Genomic DNA, 21,697 nt, shown 5'->3' with positions numbered 1-21,697 from the left:
TCACATTATTGAAACAGGAGTCCGCAATGCTTACCACTCGCCGCGCTGCTGAACGGGGTCACGCCAACCACGGATGGCTGGACTCGTTCCACACGTTTTCCTTCGCCAACTACTACGACCCGGCCCACATGGGCTTTGGCGCCCTGCGCGTGATCAATGACGACCGCATCGCGGCCGGCCGCGGCTTCGGCACGCATGGCCATCGCGACATGGAAATCATCACCTACGTGCTGGATGGCGCGATCGCCCACAAGGACAGCATGGGCAGCGGCTCGACCATCCAGCCCGGCAACGTGCAGCGCATGAGCGCCGGCCGCGGGGTCATGCACTCGGAGTTCAACCCGCTGGCGGACCGCGAAACGCACATGCTGCAGATCTGGATCGAGCCCGACGTCACTGGCATTGCGCCCGAGTACGAAGAGCGCAGCTTCAGCGACGAGCAGAAGCGCGGCCGGCTGCAAGCGCTGGTGTCGCCGGATGGCGCTGACGGTTCGATGAAGATCCATCAGGATGCGCGCCTGTATGGCGGGCTGTTCGACGGCGACGAGTCCGCCGCGCTGGAACTGGCCGCCGGCCGCCGCGCCTGGGTGCACGTGGCCCGCGGCAGCCTGACAGTCAACGGCGTTGAGCTGTCGGCTGGCGACGCGCTCGCCATCACCGGCGAGCCGCGCGTCGAGCTGTCGGGCGGCAAGCAGGCCGAAGTCCTGGTGTTCGACCTGGCGTGATGCGTCAAGGCGGGCGGGCTGGATCAGTCCGCCCGCCGCTGTTTTTTCCATGCAGGCGGCAGGCCTTAAGATGGTCCTAGTCCCCACAACCCGGAGAGTCCGATATGTCCACCTTGTCCGAAGCCGGCGAAAGCCAGATTGAAGCCGTCGTCGTGCCGCGCACCAGCGACCTGGGCGGCTTTTCCGTGCGCCGCGCCATCCCGTCCGCACAGCGCCGCACTGTCGGGCCGTTCGTGTTCCTGGACCACATGGGTCCGGTCGAGTTTGCCGCCGGTACGGGCATAGACGTGCGCCCGCATCCGCATATCGGCCTGTCCACGGTGACCTATCTTTACGAAGGCTCCATGGTGCATCGCGATGGCGCGGGCCACACCCAGACCATTTTGCCGGGCGAGGTCAACTGGATGACGGCGGGCCGCGGCATCGTGCATTCGGAACGCTCCTCGCCCGAAAGCCGCCAGGCCGCGCAGCGTCTCTGTGGCCTGCAGATCTGGGTGGGGCTGCCCAAGGAACACGAGGAAACCGATCCGGGCTTCACCCACTACGGCCTGGACGCGCAACCGGTCATCGAAGGCGAGGGCGTGCGCGCCCAGGTGGTGGCGGGTTCGTTGTTCGGCAAGACGTCCTCGGTGAAGACGCTGTCGCCGCTGTTCTATGGCGATCTGCAATTGCAGGCGGGCGCGACCACGGTGCTGCCGGCCGAGCATGAAGAGCGCGCCGCCTATCTGGCGCAGGGCACGGTCGAGATCGACGGGCAGGAGTTCGAAAGCGGCCGCCTGGTCGTGTTTGCGCCGGGCCGCCCCGTGCAGATCCGCGCCAAGACTGCGGCGCGCTTTGCGGTGATCGGCGGAGAGCCGCTGGACGGGCCGCGCTTCGTGTGGTGGAACTTCGTCTCCAGCAGCAAGGACCGCATCGAACAGGCCAAGCAGGATTGGCAGCGCAGCCGCTTCGACCAGATCGTGCCGGGCGACGAGACCGAGTACATCCCGCTGCCCGAGCCGCGCGCCTGAGTCAGCGCTCGAACCGGCCGCACGCAATCGCCACGCGGCCGGCGGTATGATGCGCCTCCGACCCTCACAACAAAACGGGATGGAGACATCATGCATCGCTACACATTCAACGCGCTGCGCGGCCTGGCCTCGCTGGCGCTGATCCAGGGCGCTTCGGCGGCGCTCGCTGCCGGCTATCCGGCCAAGCCCATCACCTTCATCGTGCCTTACACCGCAGGCGGCACCACCGACCTGGTGGCGCGCACCGCCGGCCAGAAGGTCGCGGAAAAATTGGGCCAGCCCGTCATAGTCGAAAACCGTCCCGGCGCGGGCGGCAATATCGGCATGGACGCCGTGGCCAAGGCCGCGCCCGACGGCTACACCATCGGCTTCGGCGCCATCTCCACCAACGCGCTGAATCCTTTCGTCTACCCCTCCATGCCTTTCGATCCCACCAAGGATTTCACGGGCGTCAGCATGCTGGGCGCTTCCACCGTGGTGCTGGAAGTCGGTCCTGCGCTGAAGGTCGACAGCGTCAAGGACCTGGTCGCTTATGCCAAGCAGCATCCGGGCACCTCGTTCGGCACGCCGGGCACTGGCACGTCCATGCATCTGGCTGGCGTGATGTTCGACCAGCTGACCGGCGCCGGCATGCAGCACATTCCTTACAAGGGCAGCGCGCAGGGGCTGAACGACCTGCTGGGAGGGCACTTGCCGGTGATGTTCGACAATCTGCCGGCGTCGCTGCCGCACATCAAGGCGGGCAAAGTGCATGCGCTGGCCGTGACGGGCAGCAAGCGGGCGCCCGCCTTGCCGGACGTGCCGACGCTGGCCGAGCTGGGCTATGAAGCAGCCGTGGTCGATCCGTGGTTCGCGGTCTATGGGCCTGCGAAGATGTCGCCTGAAGCGACCAAGGCGCTGAGCGAAGCCTTCCAATGGGCGCTGGCCTTGCCGGAAGTGAAAGGCAAGCTGGAGCAGGCCGGTTTCATGCCCTACGGCTCCACGCCGCAGGAAGTGGAACGCCTGACCCAGAGCCAGCACGAGGCCTTCAAGGCCTTGTCGCAGAAAGTGAAGCTGTCGGCCGACTGAGCGGCCGGGACGACTTCAGCGGCCGCGGGCGTAGGCTTGCTCGCGCCGCTCTTCCAGCGCTTCGCGGCGGATGAAGTCGCGCACGAAGTCGCTGGCGGGATGATGGTGCAGGTTGTAGGGCGTGTCCCACTGCGCGATGCTGCCCTTGGACATGACGCCGATGCGGTCGGCGATGGCGAAGGCTTCGGCCTGGTTGTGCGTGACCAGGATGGCCGTGTGGCCGGTGGTCTTGAGGATGTCGCGCACTTCAAAGGCCAGGCGTTCGCGCGTGTCCACGTCCAGGTTCGAGAACGGCTCGTCCAGCAGCAGCAGGTCGGGCGAGGGCGCCAGCGCGCGAGCCAGCGCCACGCGCTGCTGCTGGCCGCCGGAGATCTCGTGCGGATAGCTGTTGGCGGCATGCGCCAGGCCCACCAGTTCCAGCATCTCTTCGACGCGGCGCGCGCGTTCCGGGCGCGCCATCTTGCGCAGGCCGAAGGCCACGTTCAGCGCCACCGTCAGGTGCGGGAACAGCGCGTAGTCCTGGAACATCATGCCCACCCGGCGATGTTCGGGCGCCACCTGCACGGTGGGCGAGGAAATGACGGCGCCATCCAGCAGGATGCGTCCGGCCCGCACTGGCTCAAAACCGGCGATGGCCCGGAGCACCGTGGTCTTGCCGCAGCCGGATTCGCCCAGCAGGCAACCGATATGGCCCACGGGCAGGCCCAGCGTCAGGTCCTGCACCACGGGCTTGAGTCCCGCCGGGGTCTCGTAGGCGAGGGAAAGGTGATCGAGTTCTAACAGATCGGGCACGATGATCAATGTCCCATTTTCAGATTGGTGCGCGCCAGCAGGATGACGGGGAACAGGCCGGCCAGCACGATGGCCAGCGCGGCGACGGCGCCTTCTTCATAGGTGCCGCGGGCCGCTTCGGCGTATAGCCAGGTTGCCAGCGTGTCGAAATTCATGGGCCGCAGCAGCAGTGTCGCGGGCAGTTCCTTCATGGCGTCCACGAACACCAGCAGGGCGCTGGCGGCCAGCGCCGGGCGCAAGAGCGGCAGGTGTACGCGGCGCAGGGTGCCGGCCGAGCTTTCGCCCAGCAGGCGCGAGGCTTGCTCCAGCGACGGCGGAATGCGGGCCAGGCCGGCTTCCAGTGCGCCAGTGGAAATCGCCAGGAAACGGATCGCATAGGCGCAGACCAGCGCGCCCATCGAGCCCATCAGGAACAGGCCCGTGCCGCCGAAGACCTTGGCGACCGCGGTATCTATCCAGACGAAGGGCGTCAGCAGGCCGATGGCCAGCACCGTGCCGGGCACGGCATAGCCCAGGCTGGCGATGCGCGCGCAGGCGCGGCCCGGGTTGAAGCCCGAGCTTTCGCGCAGCGTGCGTCCGGCCCAGGCCACGATCAGCCCGCAAAGCAGGGTGACGATGGTGGCGCTGAAGGCGACGATCAGGGTGTTGCTCAAGCCGTTCAACAGCTGGTGGGAAACGCCGCCAACCAGATGCAGGCGCTTGTAGGTTTCCACGACCAGATAGAGCGCCGGCGCGACAAATCCGATCAGTACCGGTATCCAGCCCAGCGCCGCGGCAACGGCCGCCGCCGGACCGCGCAGGCGGCGCGGCTGCATCGGGCGCATGCGCTGCGTGTTGGCGTAGCGCTGGCGCTTGCGGCCATGGCGTTCCAGCAGGATCAGCCCGATCACGATGGCCAGCATGGTCAGCGCGATCTGCGCCGCGCCCGCCAGGTCCGAACGCGTGACCCAGGTGGTGTAGACCGACACGGTCAGCGTCTGCACGCCCAGGAATTCGGAGGCGCCGATATCGTTCAGCGTTTCCAGCAACGCCAGGCTCACGCCCACCACGATGGCGGGCCGGGCCAGCGGCAGGGCGACCCGGAAGAACACGGCGATGCGGCCGGCGCCGAGCGTGCGGGCCGCTTCCAGCAGGCTGGCTGCCTGCGTCATGAACATGACCCGGGTGCTCAGGTACACATAGGGATAGAGCACAAAGCCCAGCACGAAGATGGCGCCGTAGATCGAGCGCAGATCCGGCAGGCGGAACTGGCGCGGACTGTCATAGCCCAGCAGCGCGCGGATCGCCGACTGTATCGGACCGATGGGATGCAGCAGGTCCAGATAGGCGAAGGCGATGATGTAGGTCGGCACCGCCAGCGGCAGCAGGAGCGCCCAGGTCAGCACGCGGCGCGTAGGGAAGTCGTAAGCGGTCACCAGCCATGCCGCGCCGGTACCCAGCAGCGTCACCAGCACGCCCACGCCGGCCAGCAGCATGGCGGTATTGGCCAGCGCCTGGGGCAATACGTAATTGGCCAGATGCTGCCAATGCGAGAGTTCGCCGCCCAGCGCCCACCAGCCCAGCGTCAGGACGGGCGCCAATACGGCCAGCGCGATCAGGGCGGCGCCGGCCAGCCAGCCGGCCCCGCGTTCAGTCCAGCGCAGACGCAGCGGCCGGGGCAAAGAATCTGTGTGCATGCTTCAAAGTCGATTGCATCAATGGCAAGGCCTGCTCCCCCGAAAAGAAGGGAGCAGGCCCTACGCGTGAGCTTATGCGCAGCCCGCGCGTTTGTCACTGCCGCATGGTTTCGCCAAGCCGGCGGGCGTGGCGGTCCACAGGCCTATCAGTTGTCGAAACCGACTTTGTCCACCAGTTCGCTGGCTTGCTTGCGATGCTTGGCGATCTCGGTCAGCGGCAGCGGGTCCACCTTCAGTTCGCCAAAGCTGGCGATCACGGGGTCCAGCTTCACGCCCTTGCGGACGGGGTATTCATAGTTGGCCTGGGCGTACAGGGCCTGGGCGGGCTCGGACACCAGGAAGTCCAGCAGCTTGACCGCGTTGGCCTTGTTCGGCGCATGGGCGGCAACGGCGGCGCCGCTGACGTTCACGTGCGTGCCGCCGCTCTTGGCGTTGGCGAAGGTCGGGCGGATCACCTTGATGGCGTCGCCCCACTTGCGGGCGTCGGTGCCGGGTTCGGCGTTCTTCATGTGGCCGACGTAATAAGCATTGGCCAGGCCGATGTCGCAGATGCCGCCCAGGATGTCGCGGGCCACGTCGCGGTCGCCGCCGGCAGCCTTACGGGCCAGGTTGGCCTTGACGCCGCGCAGCCATTTTTCGGTGGCTTCGGCGCCGTCATGCGCGATCATGGAGGCGACCAGCGCGGTGTTGTAGGGGTGTTGGCCCGAACGGATGCAGACCTTGCCCTTCCACTTCGGATCGGCCAGGTCTTCGTAGCGGAAGGCTTCCAGCTTCAGGTCCTTTTCCACGTACAGCACGCGGTCGCGCAGCGACAGGGCGTACCACTTGCCGTCGGCGCCGCGCAGGTTGGCGGGAATGACGGATTCCAGGGTTTGCGACTTGATCGACTGGGTCACGCCGCCGTCGACCAGATCCAGCAGGTTGCCGATGTCCACGGTCATCAGCACGTCGGCGGGCGACTTGGCGCCTTCGGCCTTGACGCGCTCCAGCAGGCCGTCCTTGACGAAGACCGTATTGACCTTGATGCCGCTTTCCTTGGTGAAGGCGTCCAGCAGCGGCTGGATCAGCTTGGGTTCCCGGGTGGTGTAGAGGCTGACTTCCTCGGCGGCGTTGGCCGACACGGTGAAGGCGGCGGCGCCGGCCAGCGCCAGGGCGCGCAGCAGCGAATTCAATTGGGGACGCTTGGTCATGACGAGGTGCTCCGGCTAGGGCTGCAGAGGAATTCCCGAGGCTTCAGGCCTTTCCGCTGCTCAAAACAGTCTGCTAACGAAAATGATTATCAAATGAGAACGCGACGATAACAGGAAGCAAAGCGGCGTTCAACTAGTCGTAAGTCAGGCAGGCTTCAGGCTTGATCCCCATCAATACGGCATAAGGGTATTACGGAATAATGAGAGCAGTTATCATCAAGACCCTGTAGAATAGGGTCAACCCTAATGCCGGCCGCGTCTTTTGTGCGGCACGGAATGACCCAGCGGCACAAGCCGGGCTCATGGCCCGGGGCGGTCGCCCCTAATTTGATACGACATGGCTGCTTTCAACACTGAGCGCGTACTAAGCGTGCACCACTGGAACGACACCCTGTTTTCCTTTACCACGACGCGTGACTCGGCCTTGCGGTTCCACAATGGCCACTTCGTGATGATCGGACTGGAAGTTGAAGGCAAGCCTCTGTTGCGAGCCTACAGCATCGCCAGCGCCAACTATGAAGAGAACCTCGAGTTCCTCAGCATCAAGGTGCAGAACGGCCCGCTCACGTCGCGCCTGCAGCATCTGAAAGAAGGCGACACCATCCTGGTCAGCCGCAAGCCCGTGGGCACCCTGGTCGTGGACGACCTGAAGCCGGGCAAGCACCTGTTCCTGTTCGGCACGGGCACGGGCCTGGCGCCGTTCATGAGCATCATCAAGGATCCGGACGTCTACGAACGCTTCGACAAGGTCATCCTGGTGCATGGCGTGCGTTGGGTCAGCGAACTGGCCTACGCCGACTTCATCGAAAAGGAACTGCCGAACAACGAATTCTTCGGCGACGTCGTGCGCGACAAACTCGTGTACTACCCGACGGTCACGCGCGAACCGTTCCGCAACCAAGGCCGCATCACCGAGCTGATGGAAAACGGCAAGCTATGCGCCGACATCGGCATTCCGCAGATCAATCCGGAAACCGATCGCGCCATGATCTGCGGCAGCCCGCATATGTTGGCCGACATCAGCGCCATGCTGGACAAGCGCGGCTTCACGGTGTCGCCGGGCGTGGGCCAGCCGGGCGACTACGTGGTCGAGCGTGCATTCGTGGACAAATAAGTCCGGGCGCCGGCGCCAAGCCAAAAACCCATCGCAGCGATGCGATGGGTTTTTTGTTTTTTGGCGCGGCGCGGCGTGATGCTGCGGCGCCCCTAAGGGTTAGCCCGCTGTAGCCGCAGGCAGGGCAGTTCTTATAATTCGTCCATAAAGTAAACATATTGTCCATAATATGGAAGGATTAAAGAAATGCCATTGGAACAGAGTGACGCCGAGCCCCTGACCCCATACCAGTACCCGAATCCGCCCGAGGCCCTGCCAGAGATCGTAATTCCACATGCGATCCCGACCGACGAGAGGCTGTGGGTACCGCAGGCCGAGAACGTCTGGTTCCGCCCGCTCTGTCTGAATGCCAGCCAGGGCTACTGGATGAACCTGCTGCGCGTGCGCAAGTCAGGCGTGCTCAGCCGCCATCGCCATCCGCAGGCCGTGCATGGCTTCGTCCTGAAGGGCCGCTGGCGCTATCTGGAACACGACTGGGAGGCGACTGAAGGCAGCTACGTGTTCGAGCCGCCAGGGGAGACGCACACGCTCTACGTGCCGCCCGACGTCGAGGAAATGATCACGTACTTCCAGGTCAACGGCGTCATGTACTACACCGACCCCTGGGGCAAGGGCATGGGTTACGAAGACGTGTTCACCAAGATCGACATGTGCCGCAAGCACTTCGCGGACGTCGGCCTGGGCGAAGACTACGTAAAGCAGTTCATACGCTGAAATTCCGCATTCCCACCCGCAGCACATAAACATAATCCGGAGACACCATGAAACGTCGTGCGTTCAATCGCTGCATTCTTTCCGCGCTGCTGGGCAGCGCCGCGCTGGCCGCGGGGCCAGTGGCGCTGGCGCAGAATTTCCCCAACCGGGCCATCGAGATCGTGGTGCCGTTTGCCGCGGGAGGCGGCACGGACGCCATGGCGCGGGCCATGGGCGACGCCTCGCGCACCCATTTGACGCAGCCCATCGTGGTGCTGAACAAGCCGGGCGCGGCGGGCGGGATCGGCCTGACGGAAGTGGCCAACGCCAAGCCCGACGGCTACAAGCTGGCGCTGGTGACGGCCGACATGGTGATCATTCCCCACCTGGGCCTGACCAAGACCACCTACGAGAAGTTCACGCCCATCATCCAGCTCAATGCCGATCCTTCGGCCATCACGGTGGCCGCCGATTCGCCGTACAACACCATCGAAGCGTTCCTGGAGGCGGCCCGCGCCAAGCCTGAGAGCATGCAGGTGGGGAACGCGGGCATCGGCTCGATCTGGCATCTGGCAGCCGCCGCGCTGGAGGACAAGACGGGCGCCAAGTTCAACCACATCCCCTTCAATGGCGGCAATCCGGCAGTGCTGGCCTTGCTTGGCGGACACATCGATGCGGTGGCGGTGAGCCCGGCAGAGGTCATGCAGTACGTCAAGGCCGGCAAGCTCAAGCCGCTGGCGGTCATGGCCGACGCGCGCGTGCCCGGTTTCGAGAACGTGCCCACGCTGAAGGAGCGCAACATCGATCTGTCGATCGGCACCTGGCGCGGCATCGCCGCGCCCAAGGGCACGCCGCAGCCGGTACTGGACGTGCTGGGCGCCGCGTTCCGGCAGGCAGCCGCCGAAAACAGCCTGAAGCGCTTCATGGCGGAGCAGAACCTGGGCTATGCGGTCGCGGATCAACAGACGTTCACGGCGCTGATGGAGCGCGACAATACGACGTTCAAGGCGCTGATCGAAAAGTTCGGCATGCGCCAATAGACTGCAGGCAACGACAAGGAGCAGGACATGGATCTGGGCATTACCGGCAGGACCGCGCTGGTGGGCGGCGCAAGCAAAGGCCTGGGCTACGGCTGCGCGCTGGCCCTGGTGCGCGAAGGCGTCAACGTGGTGATCGTGGCGCGCGGGGCAGAGGCTCTCGAGACCGCGCGGCAGCAACTGCTGCAGGCGCGGACGGACGACAAGTCTTTCGTCAAGGCCGTGGCGGCCGACATTACGACCGCGCAGGGCCGCGAGGCCGTGTTCGCCGCGCATCGCGACTACGACATCGTGGTCACGAACGCGGGCGGGCCGCCGCCCGGGGATTTCCGCGATTGGGGCAGGGAACAGTGGTTGAATGCAGTCGACGCCAACATGCTCACGCCGATCGAGTTGATCAAGGCCACGGTGGACGGCATGGCTGAACGCGGCTTCGGGCGCATCGTCAACATCACGTCCAGCGCGGTCAAGGCGCCGATCGACATCCTTGGCCTGTCCAACGGTGCGCGCAGCGGCCTGACCGGCTTCGTGGCGGGCGTGGCGCGCAGCGACATCGCGGCGCGCGGCGTCACGATCAACAACCTGCTGCCCGGCGCGTTCGCCACGGACCGGCTGAGCTCGGCGCTGGCGGCTTCCGCGGCCAAGACCGGCCAGGACGCGCAAGCCGTGCGCGCCCAACGCCAGGCGGCGATACCGGCAGGACGCTTCGGCAACGCCGAGGAGTTCGGCGCCATCTGCGCTTTCCTGTGCAGCGTCCATGCGGGCTACGTCACCGGCCAGAACGTGCTGGCTGACGGCGGCGCCTATCCCGGCACTTTCTGAGCGGACGGCAATGACGTATCAAGCGGATCTGTTTGCAGGCAAGACGGCGCTGGTGACTGGCGCCACGCAAGGCATCGGGGCGGCGGTTGCCAACCGGCTGGCGTCGCTGGGCGCGCGGACCATAGCCGCCGGGTTGCAATCCGACGCCGGCGAACTGGCGCCGGGTATCGAGGTGCGCCTGGGCGACGTCAGCGACGCGGGCGACGTCGAACGCCTGCTGCAAGGGTTGGACGAGCTGGACATCGTGGTCAACTGCGCCGGCATCATCCGCCGCGGCGCGGAGCATGATCCCGCCGTGTTCGAGCAGGTGCTGGCGATCAACCTGACCGGCACCATGCGCGTATGCGGCGCCGCGCGCGAGAAGCTTGCGCGGCGCGGCGGCTGCATCGTGAACACCGCGTCCATGCTCAGTTTCTTCGGCGGGGCGCTGGTGCCGGCGTATGCGGCGAGCAAGGGCGGGGTGGCGCAGCTGACGAAGTCGCTGGCGCTGGCCTACGCGGCGGACGGCATCCGCGTCAACGCCGTCGCGCCGGGCTGGATCGCCACGCCGCTGACCCGCGCCTTGCAGGACGACCCCGAGCGTTCGGGGCCGATTCTGCAGCGTACCCCGCTGGGGCGCTGGGGCAAGCCGGAAGACGTGGCCGAGGGCGTGACGTTTCTTTGCACGCCGGCGGCCTCGTTCATGACGGGCGTGATCCTGCCCGTGGACGGCGGCTACCTCGTGGCTTGAGCGTTGGCCGCCACCGTGTACGCGCGCAGGCGTTTGCAGGGATAATGGCGGGGCCGCGCCGCAGGGGCGGCCTCGTTACCGCCAACGCCACGTTTTCCGCCATGCCAGAACTGCCGCAAGTCGCCAACCCTCCCGCCGCACAGGTGGCGGGCACAGCCGCCTTCTCGAAGTTCATGCATGTGCTGCAAGTCGTGGCCGATACGCCGGAATCCATGACGGTGGCCGAACTCAGCAAGCGCAGCGGCTATCCGCGGCCGACCGTGTACCGTACGGTGGCCGCGCTGGTGGCCGAACGCCTGCTGGCCGAACATCCGGTCACCGGCAAGCTGAGCCTGGGGCCGCGCCTGATCCAGCTGGCCAGCCGCAGCTGGGGCCGTTCGGAAATGCGGCTGGCCGCCGTCGAGAACCTGAAGCAGTTGCGTGACGTCACCGGCGAGACCGTGCACCTGGCCGTGCCCAACGGCCAGCACATGGTCTACATCGAGAAGCTGGAAAGCCCCAGCGTGGTGCAGATGAATTCGCGCATCGGCACCAACGTCTCCATGTACTCGACGGCGGTGGGCAAGGCGTATCTGGCGATGTTGGACGAGGCGGCTCTGCAGGCCGCGCTGGACATGCTGCCGCAGCCGTTCGCCTGCCATACGCCCAATACCGTCAAGGATACGGCCGCGCTGCGGCGGCAGCTCGAACAGGTGCGCCAGCGCGGCTGGGCCGTGGATGATGAAGAGAACGAGGCCGGCATTTATTGCTTCGGCGCGCCGATTTTCGGGCAGAACGGCGTGCCTGTGGCGGCCATCAGCGTGAGCACGCTGCGATTCCGCCAGAAACCAGATCCGGAAGCGGCCTATGTGGCGCCGCTGCTGGAGGCCTGCCGTGCGATCAGCCAGCGCATTGCAGGCACGCCGATGCTGGCGAGCAGCGATCTGCTCTGACGGGCGGCGCGCCACCGCCCCGGGGCGGTCTACTCGGGCTGGATGCCGGCCTTCTTGATGATCTCGCCCCACTTCTTCGACTCGGCTTGCTGGAACTGCGCCAGTTCTGCCGGCGTGGAGCTTGCCGCGTCCGTGCCCGTTTGCGCATAGAACTGCTTGGCAGGCGCGCTTGAAGTGGCCTTGACCAGCAATTCGTTCAAGCGCTTGACCACATCAGGCGGCGTGCCGGCGGGCGCATACGCGGCAAACCAGTAGCCCATTTCATAGCCTGGCACGCCAGCCTCGGCGATGGTGGGTACGTCCGGCGCCAGCGGCGAGCGTGCCTGGCCGGTCACGCCCAACGCGCGCAGCTTGCCCGACTTGACTTGCGGCAGGCCGGTGGCGGTGTCGGTGATCATCATGTCGATCTGGCCGCCCAGCAGGTCCGTGACCGCCAGCGGATTGCTCTTATATGGCACGTGCAGCAGTTGCACGCCCGCCATCTGTTGCAGCAGTTCGCCGGCGATGCGGCTGCTGGAGCTGCCGCTGCCGAAGCTCAGCTTGCCGGGCGCTTGCTTGGCTTGGGCCAGGAAGTCGCCAACCGTCTTGGCCGGCGAATTGGGATTGACCACCATGATCTGGCCGCCTTTGCCCAGCAGGGTCAGCGGCGCGTAGTCCTTGACCGGATCGTATGTCAGCGTCTTGTAGAGGTGCTCGTTGGCGGCATGCGTGGTGTTTGTGGTGATCAGCACGGTGTAGCCGTCGGGGGCCGCGCGGGCGCCGGCCGCGGCGCCTATCATCGCGCTGGCGCCGGGCTTGTTCTCGATCACCACGGCCTGGCCGGTCTGTTCGGTGACGCCCTGGCCGATGGCGCGGCCGATCTGGTCGGTGGCGCTGCCGGCGGCGAACGGCACGATGAAGGTGATGGGCTTGGCGGGGAACTGGGCCATGGCGCTCAAGGGCAGGGCGGCGGCCAGCAGCAAGGCCAGCCGGCCTTTGGAAGCAATGCGCATGTGTGTCTCCTGTGGATTTTTATAGGAATCGAAATCAGGCGTCCGCGGGACGGTCGCCGGGTATGTCGGGCAGGCGGCTGGCCAGCGCGGGGCTGACCTCGACCGTCATGTCCAGCAATCTGAAAGAGAGGCTCTTGCCGTGCGTGTCCAGGTTGAGGGCATCGTTGACGCCGCCGTCCAGCACGCCTTCAAGCACAAAGTTCATCGCATGCAGCGTGGGCAGCGCGTAGCGGGTGACGCGGCTGGGGCGGCGGTACGCGAACCAGTCGGCGACGCGGGCCTCGGTGACCTGTGCATCCAGCACGTCGTAGCATTCCGGATCCCAGGCGATCAGGCTCAGGTTGGAGATGTCGCCCTTGTCGCCGGAACGGCTGTGCGCCAGGCGGTACAGGGGGACCGAGATCAGCGGCGGATTCATTGCGGGGCTTCCTCCAGGAAGGTCCAGCCGCTGGGCACGGCGTCGCGCGGCAGGGTGCAGGACAGCATGTTCAGGCGCGGGCGCAACGCGGTGCGCACGCCGCCGCCGCCGGCCGGGCCGCAGGTATACAGGGCAGTCACTTCGCGCAGCACGCTTTCGGCAAGCTTGCGGTCCATGTGTTCGGCCGCGACGCGCAGGCGCACGTCGCGCGCATGGCCGTCGGGCAGGGCGGACAGCATGCTGCCGGCGTCATCGCCCAGGATGCTGATGGCGCCGATGAGGTCGGCGCGCAGGCGCAGAGCCGGGTCCAGGCGCTTGCGCACGATATCGGCGGCCAGACGGGCGCGTGCTTCGGCCTGCACCCCGGCATAGGAGATCTCGGCTTCGGCCAGCCAGCCGCCGCGGTAGCAGACGTTGACCTTGAGTTCGGCGGGACGCGCGTGGCCGGTGATGCCGCGCACCGCCACCCGATCGCCGCCCAGTTCCGCCACCTCGGCACGGCTCAGGTCGGCGACGACGTCCGGCGTCAGGTAGCGCGCGGGATCGTGCACTTCGTACAGCAGTTGTTCCTTGACGGTGCGCGCATCGACCATGCCGCCGGTACCGTCGGCCTTGCCGATCACGAATTCGCCATCCGCATCGATCTCGGCGATGGGAAAGCCGGCGGCGTGCACGTCTGGCACATCCTTCAAGCCGGGCACGCAGAAGTAGCCGCCGGTGACCTGCAGGCCGCACTCCAGCATATGGCCGGCCATGGTGGCACGGCCCAGGCGCTGCCAATCGTCCATGGCCCAGCCGAAATGGGCCAGCGCCGGGCCCAGCGTGAGCGATGGGTCCGACACGCGGCCCGCGACCACGATCTGCGCGCCGGCCCGCAGCGCCTCTGCGATCTCGGCGGCGCCGAGGTAGGCGGTGGCGCTGACCACGTCCCGCCCATCCAGCGCGCCGCCAAGGCGCTGGCGCAGCAGTTCGCGTTGCGCATCGCTGGAGAGCGCGTCGCCATGTACCACTGCGATGCGCGGCGCGGGCAGGCCTTGCTGCCGGGCCAGCGCGGCAATGCGCCGGGCTGCGGCGGCAGGGTTGGCCGCGCCGAAGTTGCCGACGATGCAGATCCCGTGGCGCAGACAGTCGGCCAGCACCGGGCCGACCAGTTCGTCCAGCAAGGGCTCGTAGCCGCGCTCCGGGTCTTCGTTGCGGGCCAACTGGGCCAACGCCAGCGTGCGCTCGGCCAGCGTTTCGTAAATCAGCACGCCGCCGCCGCGGGCGATCAGCGTGCGCACCACGGCGGCGGCGCCGTCGCTGCGGTCGCCGGAGAACCCGGAGGCGCAGCCTATGTGGAGGGGGGCTAGGGACATACGGAGTCAGGGCAGGGGTCTAGGTGTCTGAGGCCCACTATAGGCACGCTCGGCTCATCAGTAAAATAGAAAGATCGGATCAATTCATAGAGAAAAGCCATGAATCTGTCTGCCCGGCAATTGCGCGCGTTCGTGGCGCTGGCCGACGAAAAACACTTCACCCGGGCGGCCCAACGCTGCCACCTGACGCAGCCGGCCTTCAGCGCCCTGATCCGCCAACTGGAGGACAGCGCGGGCATGCGCCTGTTCGACCGCAACACGCGCCATGTGGAGCTGACGGTCGAGGGGCAAGTGCTGGACGCGACGGCGCGCAGGCTGCTGGCCGACATGGACCTGGTCATGGAGGATCTGCGCGACCACGCCGCCAGGCGTCGCGGACGGGTGGCGCTCGCGGCTTTGCCCTCGCTTGCCGCGGGCTGGCTGCCGGGGCTGCTGGCGCGCTTTCGCGAGTCCTATCCAGGCATCACGGTGGACCTGCGCGATGCCCTGCTGGATCCCTGCCTGGACCTGGTGCAGGCAGGGCAGGTGGATTTCGCGGTGGCCTCGCGACGGCCGGACATGAACGACCTGGACAGCGAGTTCCTGCATGCGGACCGTTATTTTCTGGTCTGTCGCGCCGATCATCCGCTGGCAGGGGCGGGCCGCGCCCGGCTGCGCGACATCCTGCGCTATCCCATGATCCAGCTTGCGCGCGGCAGCAGCGTGCGCAAGCATCTGGACGCGGCCTTGGGGGCCGACGCACCGGCGCCGGTGTTCGAGGTCGAACACCTGGCCACGGCAACGGGGTTGGTGCGCGCGGGGCTGGGCATCTCGGTGGTGCCGGCGATGACGCTGTTCCATTTCGGCGGCGCCGACCTGCGCATCGTGCCGCTGGCCGGCAAGGCCCTGACCCGTCCGCTCTACCTGGTGCGGCGCAAGGGCCGCACGTTATCGGTGGCGGCGCAGGCCCTGTACGACCTGTTGCGGGAGCATCGGGGGGATATCGATAGCCCGGGATTGCCTGGTTTGGATTAGCCGGCTATCGGCTGGCCGACGCAGCGTTGGAACACCGCCTCCAGCGGCGCGTAGTCGCAGATCACGGCGGCGACGTTGGCGTCGACCCATTCCCGTTGCACCACTGACCACCAACTGATCTCGTAGCCGGCATTGATGATGAGGTGTTCGAACAGGAGACGTTGAGCGCGCCCGTTGCCTTCACGGAAGGGGTGGATCATGTTCAAGTCGCCGTAGGCGACGGCTGCCTCGGCGATCAGCGCGGAGCGCGGCAGCTCCTTGAACCAGTTGGCCCGCGCCAGGGCCGCGAAAATCTTGTCGGCCTCGGGTTCGATCCTGCTTGTATTGCAGAAGCGCGTGCCGCCTTTTGAGATATCGATGGTGCGCAACTCGCCCGCCCAGTCGTAGAGATCCTGAAAGAGCGTGCGATGGAGTCGCTTCAGGTACGCAAGGTCGTAGGGAGGCAGGGAAAAGTCGATCTGGCTGGCGGCGATCTCGGAAAGATCTTGCTCAGCCTGCGCGAGCAGCGCATCGTCCCGGATGTCCAGCCGGTTGCGCAGCGTGAAGCTGCCGGGGTAGCAGTACGGATCCTGTCCGGTGCCGTACTTGTCCAATGTCAGGCGGGCTTGCGATAGGCGCGCAACACCGTTTCGCGCGAGGGCAGTTCGCGCTTGGCGTCGGCGGGCGTGGCCGGGTAGCCTTCCAGGCGCATGCTGGCCGCGTAGTTGGAGCGGCGCACCTTTGCCCAGTAGTCCAACTTGGCTTGCAGGCTGGTGTTCTTCAAGGGAAACGCCTCGTTTGAAATGCTGCGGGATAGCCTGATGATTATAACGAAGCTGCACTGGGCTTGGCTTGTCCGGCCCTGTGGCAAGTACTTCTGGTTCCGTCGTGCAGCCACCCTAGGGCATCCAGCCACTTTCGCAAATGTCTATTGCTGGATAAACTTCGATAGTTGTAGTTTCTATCCGACTTTCGAAGGATTCCGCCCATGAGCAAGCAAATCATCCATACCGACACCGCGCCCGCCGCGGTAGGCCCTTACTCGCAAGCGGTTGCCGTAAGCGGCACCAAGACTGTCTACCTCTCGGGCCAGATCGGCCTGGAGCCGGGCACTGGCGACCTGGTCTCCGAGAACTTCGATGCGCAGGTGCGTCAGGCTTTCGCCAACATGCAGGAAGTCATCAAGGCTGCCGGCGGCACGTTGGACAATGTGGTCAAGCTGACACTGTTCCTGACCGACCTGGGCAAGTTCACGGCCGCCAACGCCATCATGGCCGAGATCATTCCCCAGCCGTTCCCGGCGCGCTCGACCATCGGCGTGGCCAGCCTGCCCAAGGGCGCGCAGTTCGAAGTCGAAGCCATCCTGGTCCTGTAAGGCCCGTCCGGACTTTTCGATCCAGGGGTTCGTTTCTCCATGCCGGCCGCAGCCGCGGCTTCCAAGCGACCCGGCGCCGACAACAAAGGCGCCGGCCGTGCAATGACGGATACGGAGCGCAAGCTCCGTAACCTGGGTCTGGTGCTGCCCGAGGACTTCGTGCTGCACCTGCCGCTGCGCTACGAGGACGAAACCCGCATCATGCCGATCAGCGCCCTGCGGCCCGGTTTTGCCGGGCAGGTCGAGGGCGAGATCACCAAATCCGAGGTCCTCTACCGGCCCCGGCGCCAGCTGACCGCCACGCTGGCGGACGACAGCGGCGAACTGCAATTGCGCTGGCTGAACTTCTACCCCAGCCAGCAGAAGCAAGTCACCGTGGGCAAGCGCCTGCGTGCGCGCGGCGAGGTCCGCGGCGGCCTGTTCGGGCGCGAGATGGTGCATCCGCGCATGACCAATGCCGATGCGCCGCTGCCCACGGCGCTCACGCCGGTCTATCCCAGTACCGAAGGGCTGCCGCAACTGACGTTGCGCCGCGCCATCGCGCAGGCGCTGGACCGCGCCGACCTGTCCGACACCTTGCCCGACGAGGCGCGGGCGCGCTATGACCTGCCGCCGTTCGAGCCAGCCATCCGCGCGCTGCATACGCCTGCGCAGGGCGAGTCCGAGCAGGCCTTGCTGGACCGCGTGCATCCCGCCTGGCGGCGCATCAAGTTCGATGAACTGCTCGCGCAGCAATTGTCGCTGGCGGCCGCGCGGGCCGCGCGCCGGATAAAGGAAGCCGAGTCGCTGCCCGTGCGCAACGAGGCCGGCGGCCTGGTCGCCAGGCTGTACGAAACCTTGCCGTTCAAACTGACTGGCGCGCAGGAGCGCGTGGTTCAGGAAATCTCCGCCGATCTGGCCAAGCCGTATCCCATGCATCGCTTGTTGCAGGGCGATGTGGGCAGCGGCAAGACGGTCGTGGCGGCCATCGCCGCCGCCCAGGCCATCGCCAGCGGCGCGCAGGTGGCGCTGATGGCGCCCACCGAAATTCTGGCCGAGCAACACTTCCGCAAACTGGTGTCGTGGCTGCAGCCATTGGGCGTGAATGTGGCCTGGCTGAGCGGCAGCCTGTCCGCCAAGGCGCGCCGTGAAGCGGCGGCCGCCGCCGCTGACGGCAGCGTGCAGTTGGTCGTGGGCACGCAGGCGCTGATCCAGGATCACGTCGAATTCCACCACCTGGGCTTGTCCATCGTGGACGAGCAGCACCGCTTCGGCGTCGGACAGCGCCTGGCGCTGACGCGCAAGGGCGAAACCGTGCGCGGGCGCAACGTGCCGCACCAGCTCAACATGAGCGCGACGCCGATCCCGCGCACGCTGGCCATGACCTTCTTCGCCGATCTGGACGTGTCCGTCATCGACGAGCTGCCGCCGGGGCGCAGTCCCGTGCTGACCAAGCTGGTGTCGGACGCAAGGCGCGAGGAAGTCATCGCCCACATTGCCCAGGCCGCGCGCGGCGGGCAGCAGGCCTACTGGGTCTGTCCGCTGGTCGAGGAAAGCGAAGCCCTGGAACTCCAGACCGCCGTGGACACCTACGAAGGCATGCGGGTCGACCTGCCGGACCTGCGCATCGGGCTGGTGCACGGCCGGCTGCCGCAAGCCGAAAAGGCCGCCGTGATGCAGGCCTTCCGCGATGGCGAAGTCGACCTGCTGGTCGCCACCACTGTGATCGAAGTGGGCGTGGACGTGCCGAACGCCTCGCTCATGGTGATCGAACACGCCGAGCGTTTCGGGCTGGCGCAACTGCATCAGCTGCGCGGCCGGGTAGGGCGCGGCACCGCCGAATCGGTCTGCGTGCTGCTCTATCAGACGCCGCTGTCGCAAGTGGCGCGCGAACGCCTGCGGGCCATGTTCGAGACCTCGGACGGTTTTGAAATCGCCCGCCGTGACCTGGAACAGCGCGGTCCGGGAGAGTTCCTGGGTACGCGCCAGTCCGGCATGGCGCTGCTGCGCTTCGCCGACCTGGAAACGGACGCGGCCATTGCTGAAGACGCGCGCGATGCCGCGGTCTGGCTGCGCGCCGAACATCCGGCCGCGGTCGAGGCGCACCTGGCGCGCTGGATGCGCGGGCGCGAGGATTTCCTGCGCACCTGACCATGCAGCCAGCCGCCAACCTTAATCTAGCAAGCGCCAGCCGCAAGGCTGGGGCATAACCCCGGGGGCGTAGTCCACCATGACTCTCACCGAACTCAAGTACATCGTCGCCGTTGCGCGCGAACGGCATTTCGGCCGGGCGGCCGAGGCCTGTTTCGTCAGCCAGCCCACGCTCTCGGTAGCGATACGCAAGCTCGAGGACGAATTGGGCGTGACGCTGTTCGAGCGTGGCGGCGCCGAGGTCGGCGTCACCCCCATCGGCCAGCGCATCGTGGCGCAGGCGCAGAAGGTGCTGGAAGAAAGCGCCAGCATCAAGGAGATCGCGCGCCAGGGGCACGACCCGTTGGCCGGCCCCTTGCGCGTCGGCGTCATCCACACCATAGGTCCGTACCTGTTGCCGCGGCTGGTGCCGGAGCAGATCCGCCGCACCCCGCAGATGCCGCTGCTGCTGCAGGAGAATTTCACGGTGCGCCTGGTCGAGCTGCTGCGCCAGGGCGAGATCGATTGCGCCATCATGGCTTTGCCGCTGCCGGAGGCCGGCCTGGTCATGCAACCCTTGTACGACGAGCCCTTTGTGGTGGCCGTGCCCAATGACCACGAGCTCGCCCGGCGCCAGGCGATCGACGCGCAGGACCTGAAGCAGCAGACCATGCTGCTGCTGGGCAGCGGCCACTGCTTCCGCGATCAGGTGCTCGAAGTCTGTCCCGAGCTGTCGCGCTTTTCGGCGGCCAGCGACGGCATCCAGCGCACCTTCGAAGGCTCCTCGCTCGAGACCATCCGCCACATGGTCGCGGCCGGCATCGGCGTGACCGTGCTGCCCGTGACCGCGGTGCCGGAGCAGCCGCCTTCCAACAGCCTGCTGCGCTATCTGCCATTTGACGGCCACGTGCCGGAGCGCCGCGTGGTGTTGGCCTGGCGCCGCAGTTTCCCGCGGCTGGCCGCCATCGAGGCGCTGGCGCAAGCGGTCTATGCCTGCGAGCTGCCCGGCGTGAAGATGCTGACCGACGAGGTCGCGGCAGTGCAGGATTGATTCCCGGGCCGCTTTCAGGCGGCTTCGCGCGCGCGGTTTGCGCCGCGTCAAAAGGTCGCAGGACTGTTTGATAAAAGCGGCGGATATTGCGGCATTTCGCCGTATTTGCAGTGTTATCCTTGTTTCGCACATTCATCCCTAGGAGCTAGCAATGGCCAAGTCCCCCAAGAAGACCTCCAGCGTTCCGCGCATCAACATCGGTATCTCGGACAAGGACCGCGCCGCAGTCGCCGGCGAACTGTCCAAGCTGCTGGCCGACTCGTACACGCTGTACCTGATGACGCACAATTTCCACTGGAACGTCACGGGGCCGATGTTCAACACGCTGCACCTGATGTTCATGACCCAGTACACGGAAGAGTGGAACGCGCTGGACAGCATCGCCGAGCGCATTCGCGCGCTGGGCCACTACGCGCCGGGCACCTACCGCGAATTCAGCAAGCTGTCCTCGATCGCCGAGCCGGACTCGGTGCCGGAAGCCCTGGAAATGGTGCGTCTGCTGGTGACCGCCAACGAATCCGTCGCCAAGACGGCGCGCGCCGCTTTCGAGAAGGCCGATGCCGCCAACGACCAGCCCACGGCCGACCTGCTGACGCAGCGCCTGGACGTGCACGAAAAGAACGCCTGGATGCTGCGCAGCCTGCTGCAGTGATAGCGGCCGACGCCACATGAAAAACGGAGCCTCGCGGCTCCGTTTTTTTCAGCATCGGAAATGAGTCAGGCCTGATGCGACAGCGGCCGTGCCGGTATGGGCGCGATCCGCTCGGGCGGCGGCGTCACCCGCCACACCGCGCGCCGGCGCAGCGCGCCCAGGAGCTTCAAGCCCTGCGGCCAGTCGTCCAGGCCGCTCTCGGCGTTGATGTGGCCAGCGCCCGGCACGACCACCAGCCGGCTGCCCCAATCGCGCGCAAACGCGCGGGCGCGTTCCAGCTGGCAATAGGGATCGTCGTCGCTCGCCACCACCACGCTTTGGAAGGGCAGGGAATGCCGTGGCACAGGTCCGAAGCTTCTCAAACAGGCGGGAGCATTTTCGCGTTCCACGTCGGCAGGCGCCACCAGCAGCGCGCCCGCGACCTTGGCGCGCAGCGGCACCGGCAGGGCGGCGCTGATCAGGCAACCCAGGCTGTGCGCGATCAGGAGCACGGGGCTGCGGGCCTCGTTCACCTCGGTCGCCAGCGCCGCGATCCATTCGCCGGGAGCCGGATGTTCCCAGTCGCGTTGCTCGACGCGGCGCGCATGCGGCAGCAGGGCCATCCAGCGCGATTGCCAGTGTTGCGGTCCGGAGTTTTTCCATCCGGGGACGATGATCGGTTGGAGTCTCATGGCGGCCATGATGCCGCGTGGCCTTAGTAACGCAAACGAATAAATCGTCTTTTGCATATACGCCAGCGGGCATAAGGGCGCACCCCGAACAATGCCGCAGCGCAATAATCGGACGGGTATCAAAGTGGTCGAAAACTGGCCTGAGAAGGGCAATTTTTCAGTGTATGCTTGCCGTGCAATCGCAATGCAACCGGGCGTGACCAGGGCCGAAACCCCTGCAAAGGGCAGTCCAGCAGGCATGCTTGGCCTGGAGATGATCCGGCGTCCGACCCGGTGCAAAAAACTAACGATT

At 66.4% G+C, this 21,697-nt stretch carries 23 protein-coding genes; 14 read left to right on the top strand and 9 right to left on the bottom strand.

Going from position 1 to position 21,697, the window contains the following annotated elements; translation table 11 throughout:
- The first annotated feature begins 26 nt into the window (after nucleotides 1-26).
- From IB257_RS04260 to IB257_RS04250, 3 genes are all read left to right on the top strand, one after another.
- Nucleotides 27-725 (top strand): pirin family protein, encoded by a 699-nt coding sequence (locus IB257_RS04260; protein WP_054454106.1) that lies wholly within the window; start codon nucleotides 27-29, stop codon nucleotides 723-725.
- Between the two features lie 104 nt (nucleotides 726-829).
- Entirely contained in the window at nucleotides 830-1,735 is a 906-nt protein-coding gene (locus tag IB257_RS04255; protein ID WP_054454108.1) for a pirin family protein, read from the top strand.
- Nucleotides 1,736-1,825: 90 nt separating this feature from the next.
- Nucleotides 1,826-2,803 (top strand): tripartite tricarboxylate transporter substrate binding protein, encoded by a 978-nt coding sequence (locus IB257_RS04250; RefSeq protein ID WP_192491912.1) that lies wholly within the window; start codon nucleotides 1,826-1,828, stop codon nucleotides 2,801-2,803.
- Between the two features lie 15 nt (nucleotides 2,804-2,818).
- Here the strand turns inward: IB257_RS04250 and IB257_RS04245 are convergent, their stop codons facing one another.
- The 3 genes from IB257_RS04245 to IB257_RS04235 all read right to left on the bottom strand — a co-directional run bounded on the left by IB257_RS04245 (nucleotide 2,819) and on the right by IB257_RS04235 (nucleotide 6,461).
- Complete coding sequence (locus tag IB257_RS04245; protein WP_054454830.1) at nucleotides 2,819-3,595, bottom strand: ABC transporter ATP-binding protein; 777 nt, start codon at nucleotides 3,593-3,595, stop codon at nucleotides 2,819-2,821.
- Nucleotides 3,596-3,600: 5 nt separating this feature from the next.
- Nucleotides 3,601-5,271, bottom strand: coding sequence for an iron ABC transporter permease (locus IB257_RS04240; RefSeq protein ID WP_054454113.1), 1,671 nt, complete (start codon nucleotides 5,269-5,271; stop codon nucleotides 3,601-3,603).
- A gap of 146 nt (nucleotides 5,272-5,417) precedes the next feature.
- Nucleotides 5,418-6,461 carry a Fe(3+) ABC transporter substrate-binding protein gene (locus tag IB257_RS04235; RefSeq protein WP_054454115.1) on the bottom strand — a complete coding sequence of 348 codons (1,044 nt, stop codon included), beginning with the start codon at nucleotides 6,459-6,461 and terminating at the stop codon, nucleotides 5,418-5,420.
- A 337-nt stretch (nucleotides 6,462-6,798) separates the two neighbouring features.
- Between IB257_RS04235 and IB257_RS04230 the strand changes: the two genes are divergently transcribed.
- The 6 genes from IB257_RS04230 to IB257_RS04205 all read left to right on the top strand — a co-directional run bounded on the left by IB257_RS04230 (nucleotide 6,799) and on the right by IB257_RS04205 (nucleotide 11,789).
- Nucleotides 6,799-7,575 (top strand): ferredoxin--NADP reductase, encoded by a 777-nt coding sequence (locus IB257_RS04230; RefSeq protein ID WP_054454116.1) that lies wholly within the window; start codon nucleotides 6,799-6,801, stop codon nucleotides 7,573-7,575.
- A 186-nt stretch (nucleotides 7,576-7,761) separates the two neighbouring features.
- Nucleotides 7,762-8,289, top strand: a complete 528-nt coding sequence (locus tag IB257_RS04225) for a 2,4'-dihydroxyacetophenone dioxygenase family protein (protein WP_192491911.1) — start codon at nucleotides 7,762-7,764, stop codon at nucleotides 8,287-8,289.
- 47 nt (nucleotides 8,290-8,336) lie between these two features.
- On the top strand, nucleotides 8,337-9,308 hold the full coding sequence (locus tag IB257_RS04220; protein ID WP_054454119.1) for a tripartite tricarboxylate transporter substrate binding protein: 972 nt from the start codon (nucleotides 8,337-8,339) through the stop codon (nucleotides 9,306-9,308).
- 27 nt (nucleotides 9,309-9,335) lie between these two features.
- Entirely contained in the window at nucleotides 9,336-10,127 is a 792-nt protein-coding gene (locus IB257_RS04215) for an SDR family oxidoreductase (protein WP_119451582.1), read from the top strand.
- A gap of 10 nt (nucleotides 10,128-10,137) precedes the next feature.
- On the top strand, nucleotides 10,138-10,857 hold the full coding sequence (locus IB257_RS04210; protein ID WP_054454123.1) for an SDR family NAD(P)-dependent oxidoreductase: 720 nt from the start codon (nucleotides 10,138-10,140) through the stop codon (nucleotides 10,855-10,857).
- Between the two features lie 101 nt (nucleotides 10,858-10,958).
- Complete coding sequence (locus tag IB257_RS04205) at nucleotides 10,959-11,789, top strand: IclR family transcriptional regulator (RefSeq protein WP_054454832.1); 831 nt, start codon at nucleotides 10,959-10,961, stop codon at nucleotides 11,787-11,789.
- 29 nt (nucleotides 11,790-11,818) lie between these two features.
- On the opposite strand, the gene IB257_RS04200 is transcribed toward IB257_RS04205, so the two are convergent.
- From IB257_RS04200 to IB257_RS04190, 3 genes are read right to left on the bottom strand one after another with little or no spacing between them, the layout of a single operon-like run.
- Entirely contained in the window at nucleotides 11,819-12,781 is a 963-nt protein-coding gene (locus tag IB257_RS04200) for a tripartite tricarboxylate transporter substrate binding protein (RefSeq protein WP_054454126.1), read from the bottom strand.
- A 34-nt stretch (nucleotides 12,782-12,815) separates the two neighbouring features.
- A complete protein-coding gene (locus IB257_RS04195) occupies nucleotides 12,816-13,199 on the bottom strand; it encodes a hypothetical protein (RefSeq protein ID WP_054454127.1) in 384 nt (127 codons plus the stop codon).
- On the bottom strand, nucleotides 13,196-14,554 hold the full coding sequence (locus IB257_RS04190; RefSeq protein WP_192491910.1) for an acyclic terpene utilization AtuA family protein: 1,359 nt from the start codon (nucleotides 14,552-14,554) through the stop codon (nucleotides 13,196-13,198). The genes IB257_RS04195 and IB257_RS04190 overlap by 4 nt, the downstream gene beginning before the upstream one ends.
- Before the next feature lie 99 nt (nucleotides 14,555-14,653).
- Between IB257_RS04190 and IB257_RS04185 the strand changes: the two genes are divergently transcribed.
- Complete coding sequence (locus tag IB257_RS04185) at nucleotides 14,654-15,568, top strand: LysR family transcriptional regulator (protein WP_054454131.1); 915 nt, start codon at nucleotides 14,654-14,656, stop codon at nucleotides 15,566-15,568.
- Here IB257_RS04185 and IB257_RS04180 read toward each other — a convergent pair.
- The gene (locus IB257_RS04180; protein ID WP_192491909.1) at nucleotides 15,565-16,161 is read right to left on the bottom strand and encodes a putative adenosine monophosphate-protein transferase Fic; all 597 of its coding nucleotides are present in this window, start codon (nucleotides 16,159-16,161) and stop codon (nucleotides 15,565-15,567) included. The two genes, IB257_RS04185 and IB257_RS04180, sit on opposite strands and share 4 nt — an antisense overlap.
- Nucleotides 16,162-16,163: 2 nt before the next feature.
- Nucleotides 16,164-16,331, bottom strand: a complete 168-nt coding sequence (locus IB257_RS04175; protein WP_119451577.1) for a YhfG family protein — start codon at nucleotides 16,329-16,331, stop codon at nucleotides 16,164-16,166.
- 204 nt (nucleotides 16,332-16,535) lie between these two features.
- Here IB257_RS04175 and IB257_RS04170 point away from each other — a divergent pair, with 204 nt between their 5' ends.
- The 4 genes from IB257_RS04170 to IB257_RS04155 all read left to right on the top strand — a co-directional run bounded on the left by IB257_RS04170 (nucleotide 16,536) and on the right by IB257_RS04155 (nucleotide 20,734).
- The gene (locus IB257_RS04170) at nucleotides 16,536-16,922 is read left to right on the top strand and encodes a Rid family detoxifying hydrolase (protein WP_013393965.1); all 387 of its coding nucleotides are present in this window, start codon (nucleotides 16,536-16,538) and stop codon (nucleotides 16,920-16,922) included.
- Nucleotides 16,923-16,961: 39 nt separating this feature from the next.
- Nucleotides 16,962-19,052: an ATP-dependent DNA helicase RecG gene (gene recG / locus IB257_RS04165; protein ID WP_192491908.1), complete on the top strand. Its 2,091-nt coding sequence runs from the start codon at nucleotides 16,962-16,964 to the stop codon at nucleotides 19,050-19,052.
- A gap of 79 nt (nucleotides 19,053-19,131) precedes the next feature.
- Nucleotides 19,132-20,082 carry a LysR substrate-binding domain-containing protein gene (locus tag IB257_RS04160; protein ID WP_054454135.1) on the top strand — a complete coding sequence of 317 codons (951 nt, stop codon included), beginning with the start codon at nucleotides 19,132-19,134 and terminating at the stop codon, nucleotides 20,080-20,082.
- 151 nt (nucleotides 20,083-20,233) lie between these two features.
- Nucleotides 20,234-20,734, top strand: a complete 501-nt coding sequence (locus IB257_RS04155; protein WP_054454138.1) for a Dps family protein — start codon at nucleotides 20,234-20,236, stop codon at nucleotides 20,732-20,734.
- Nucleotides 20,735-20,799: 65 nt separating this feature from the next.
- On the opposite strand, the gene IB257_RS04150 is transcribed toward IB257_RS04155, so the two are convergent.
- Nucleotides 20,800-21,405, bottom strand: coding sequence for an alpha/beta hydrolase (locus IB257_RS04150; RefSeq protein ID WP_054454834.1), 606 nt, complete (start codon nucleotides 21,403-21,405; stop codon nucleotides 20,800-20,802).
- Nucleotides 21,406-21,697: the final 292 nt, after the last annotated feature.

The organism is Achromobacter sp. ACM03 (assembly GCF_014851665.1).
Classification (GTDB): domain Bacteria; phylum Pseudomonadota; class Gammaproteobacteria; order Burkholderiales; family Burkholderiaceae_B; genus Achromobacter; species Achromobacter aegrifaciens.
Note: the sequence above shows the minus strand (reverse complement) of the source record. Positions and strands in the feature narration are given on the sequence as shown.

Bases quoted from the DNA above. Each gene is read 5' to 3' on its own strand.
- IB257_RS04260 (WP_054454106.1), top strand. From the start codon at position 27: ATGCTTACCACTCGCCGCGCTGCTGAACGGGGTCACGCCAACCACGGA.
- IB257_RS04255 (WP_054454108.1), top strand. From the start codon at position 830: ATGTCCACCTTGTCCGAAGCCGGCGAAAGCCAGATTGAAGCCGTCGTC.
- IB257_RS04250 (WP_192491912.1), top strand. From the start codon at position 1,826: ATGCATCGCTACACATTCAACGCGCTGCGCGGCCTGGCCTCGCTGGCG.
- IB257_RS04240 (WP_054454113.1), bottom strand. From the start codon at position 5,271: ATGCACACAGATTCTTTGCCCCGGCCGCTGCGTCTGCGCTGGACTGAA.
- IB257_RS04235 (WP_054454115.1), bottom strand. From the start codon at position 6,461: ATGACCAAGCGTCCCCAATTGAATTCGCTGCTGCGCGCCCTGGCGCTG.
- IB257_RS04230 (WP_054454116.1), top strand. From the start codon at position 6,799: ATGGCTGCTTTCAACACTGAGCGCGTACTAAGCGTGCACCACTGGAAC.
- IB257_RS04225 (WP_192491911.1), top strand. From the start codon at position 7,762: ATGCCATTGGAACAGAGTGACGCCGAGCCCCTGACCCCATACCAGTAC.
- IB257_RS04220 (WP_054454119.1), top strand. From the start codon at position 8,337: ATGAAACGTCGTGCGTTCAATCGCTGCATTCTTTCCGCGCTGCTGGGC.
- IB257_RS04215 (WP_119451582.1), top strand. From the start codon at position 9,336: ATGGATCTGGGCATTACCGGCAGGACCGCGCTGGTGGGCGGCGCAAGC.
- IB257_RS04210 (WP_054454123.1), top strand. From the start codon at position 10,138: ATGACGTATCAAGCGGATCTGTTTGCAGGCAAGACGGCGCTGGTGACT.
- IB257_RS04205 (WP_054454832.1), top strand. From the start codon at position 10,959: ATGCCAGAACTGCCGCAAGTCGCCAACCCTCCCGCCGCACAGGTGGCG.
- IB257_RS04200 (WP_054454126.1), bottom strand. From the start codon at position 12,781: ATGCGCATTGCTTCCAAAGGCCGGCTGGCCTTGCTGCTGGCCGCCGCC.
- IB257_RS04195 (WP_054454127.1), bottom strand. From the start codon at position 13,199: ATGAATCCGCCGCTGATCTCGGTCCCCCTGTACCGCCTGGCGCACAGC.
- IB257_RS04190 (WP_192491910.1), bottom strand. From the start codon at position 14,554: ATGTCCCTAGCCCCCCTCCACATAGGCTGCGCCTCCGGGTTCTCCGGC.
- IB257_RS04185 (WP_054454131.1), top strand. From the start codon at position 14,654: ATGAATCTGTCTGCCCGGCAATTGCGCGCGTTCGTGGCGCTGGCCGAC.
- IB257_RS04170 (WP_013393965.1), top strand. From the start codon at position 16,536: ATGAGCAAGCAAATCATCCATACCGACACCGCGCCCGCCGCGGTAGGC.
- recG (WP_192491908.1), top strand. From the start codon at position 16,962: ATGCCGGCCGCAGCCGCGGCTTCCAAGCGACCCGGCGCCGACAACAAA.
- IB257_RS04160 (WP_054454135.1), top strand. From the start codon at position 19,132: ATGACTCTCACCGAACTCAAGTACATCGTCGCCGTTGCGCGCGAACGG.
- IB257_RS04155 (WP_054454138.1), top strand. From the start codon at position 20,234: ATGGCCAAGTCCCCCAAGAAGACCTCCAGCGTTCCGCGCATCAACATC.
- IB257_RS04150 (WP_054454834.1), bottom strand. From the start codon at position 21,405: ATGAGACTCCAACCGATCATCGTCCCCGGATGGAAAAACTCCGGACCG.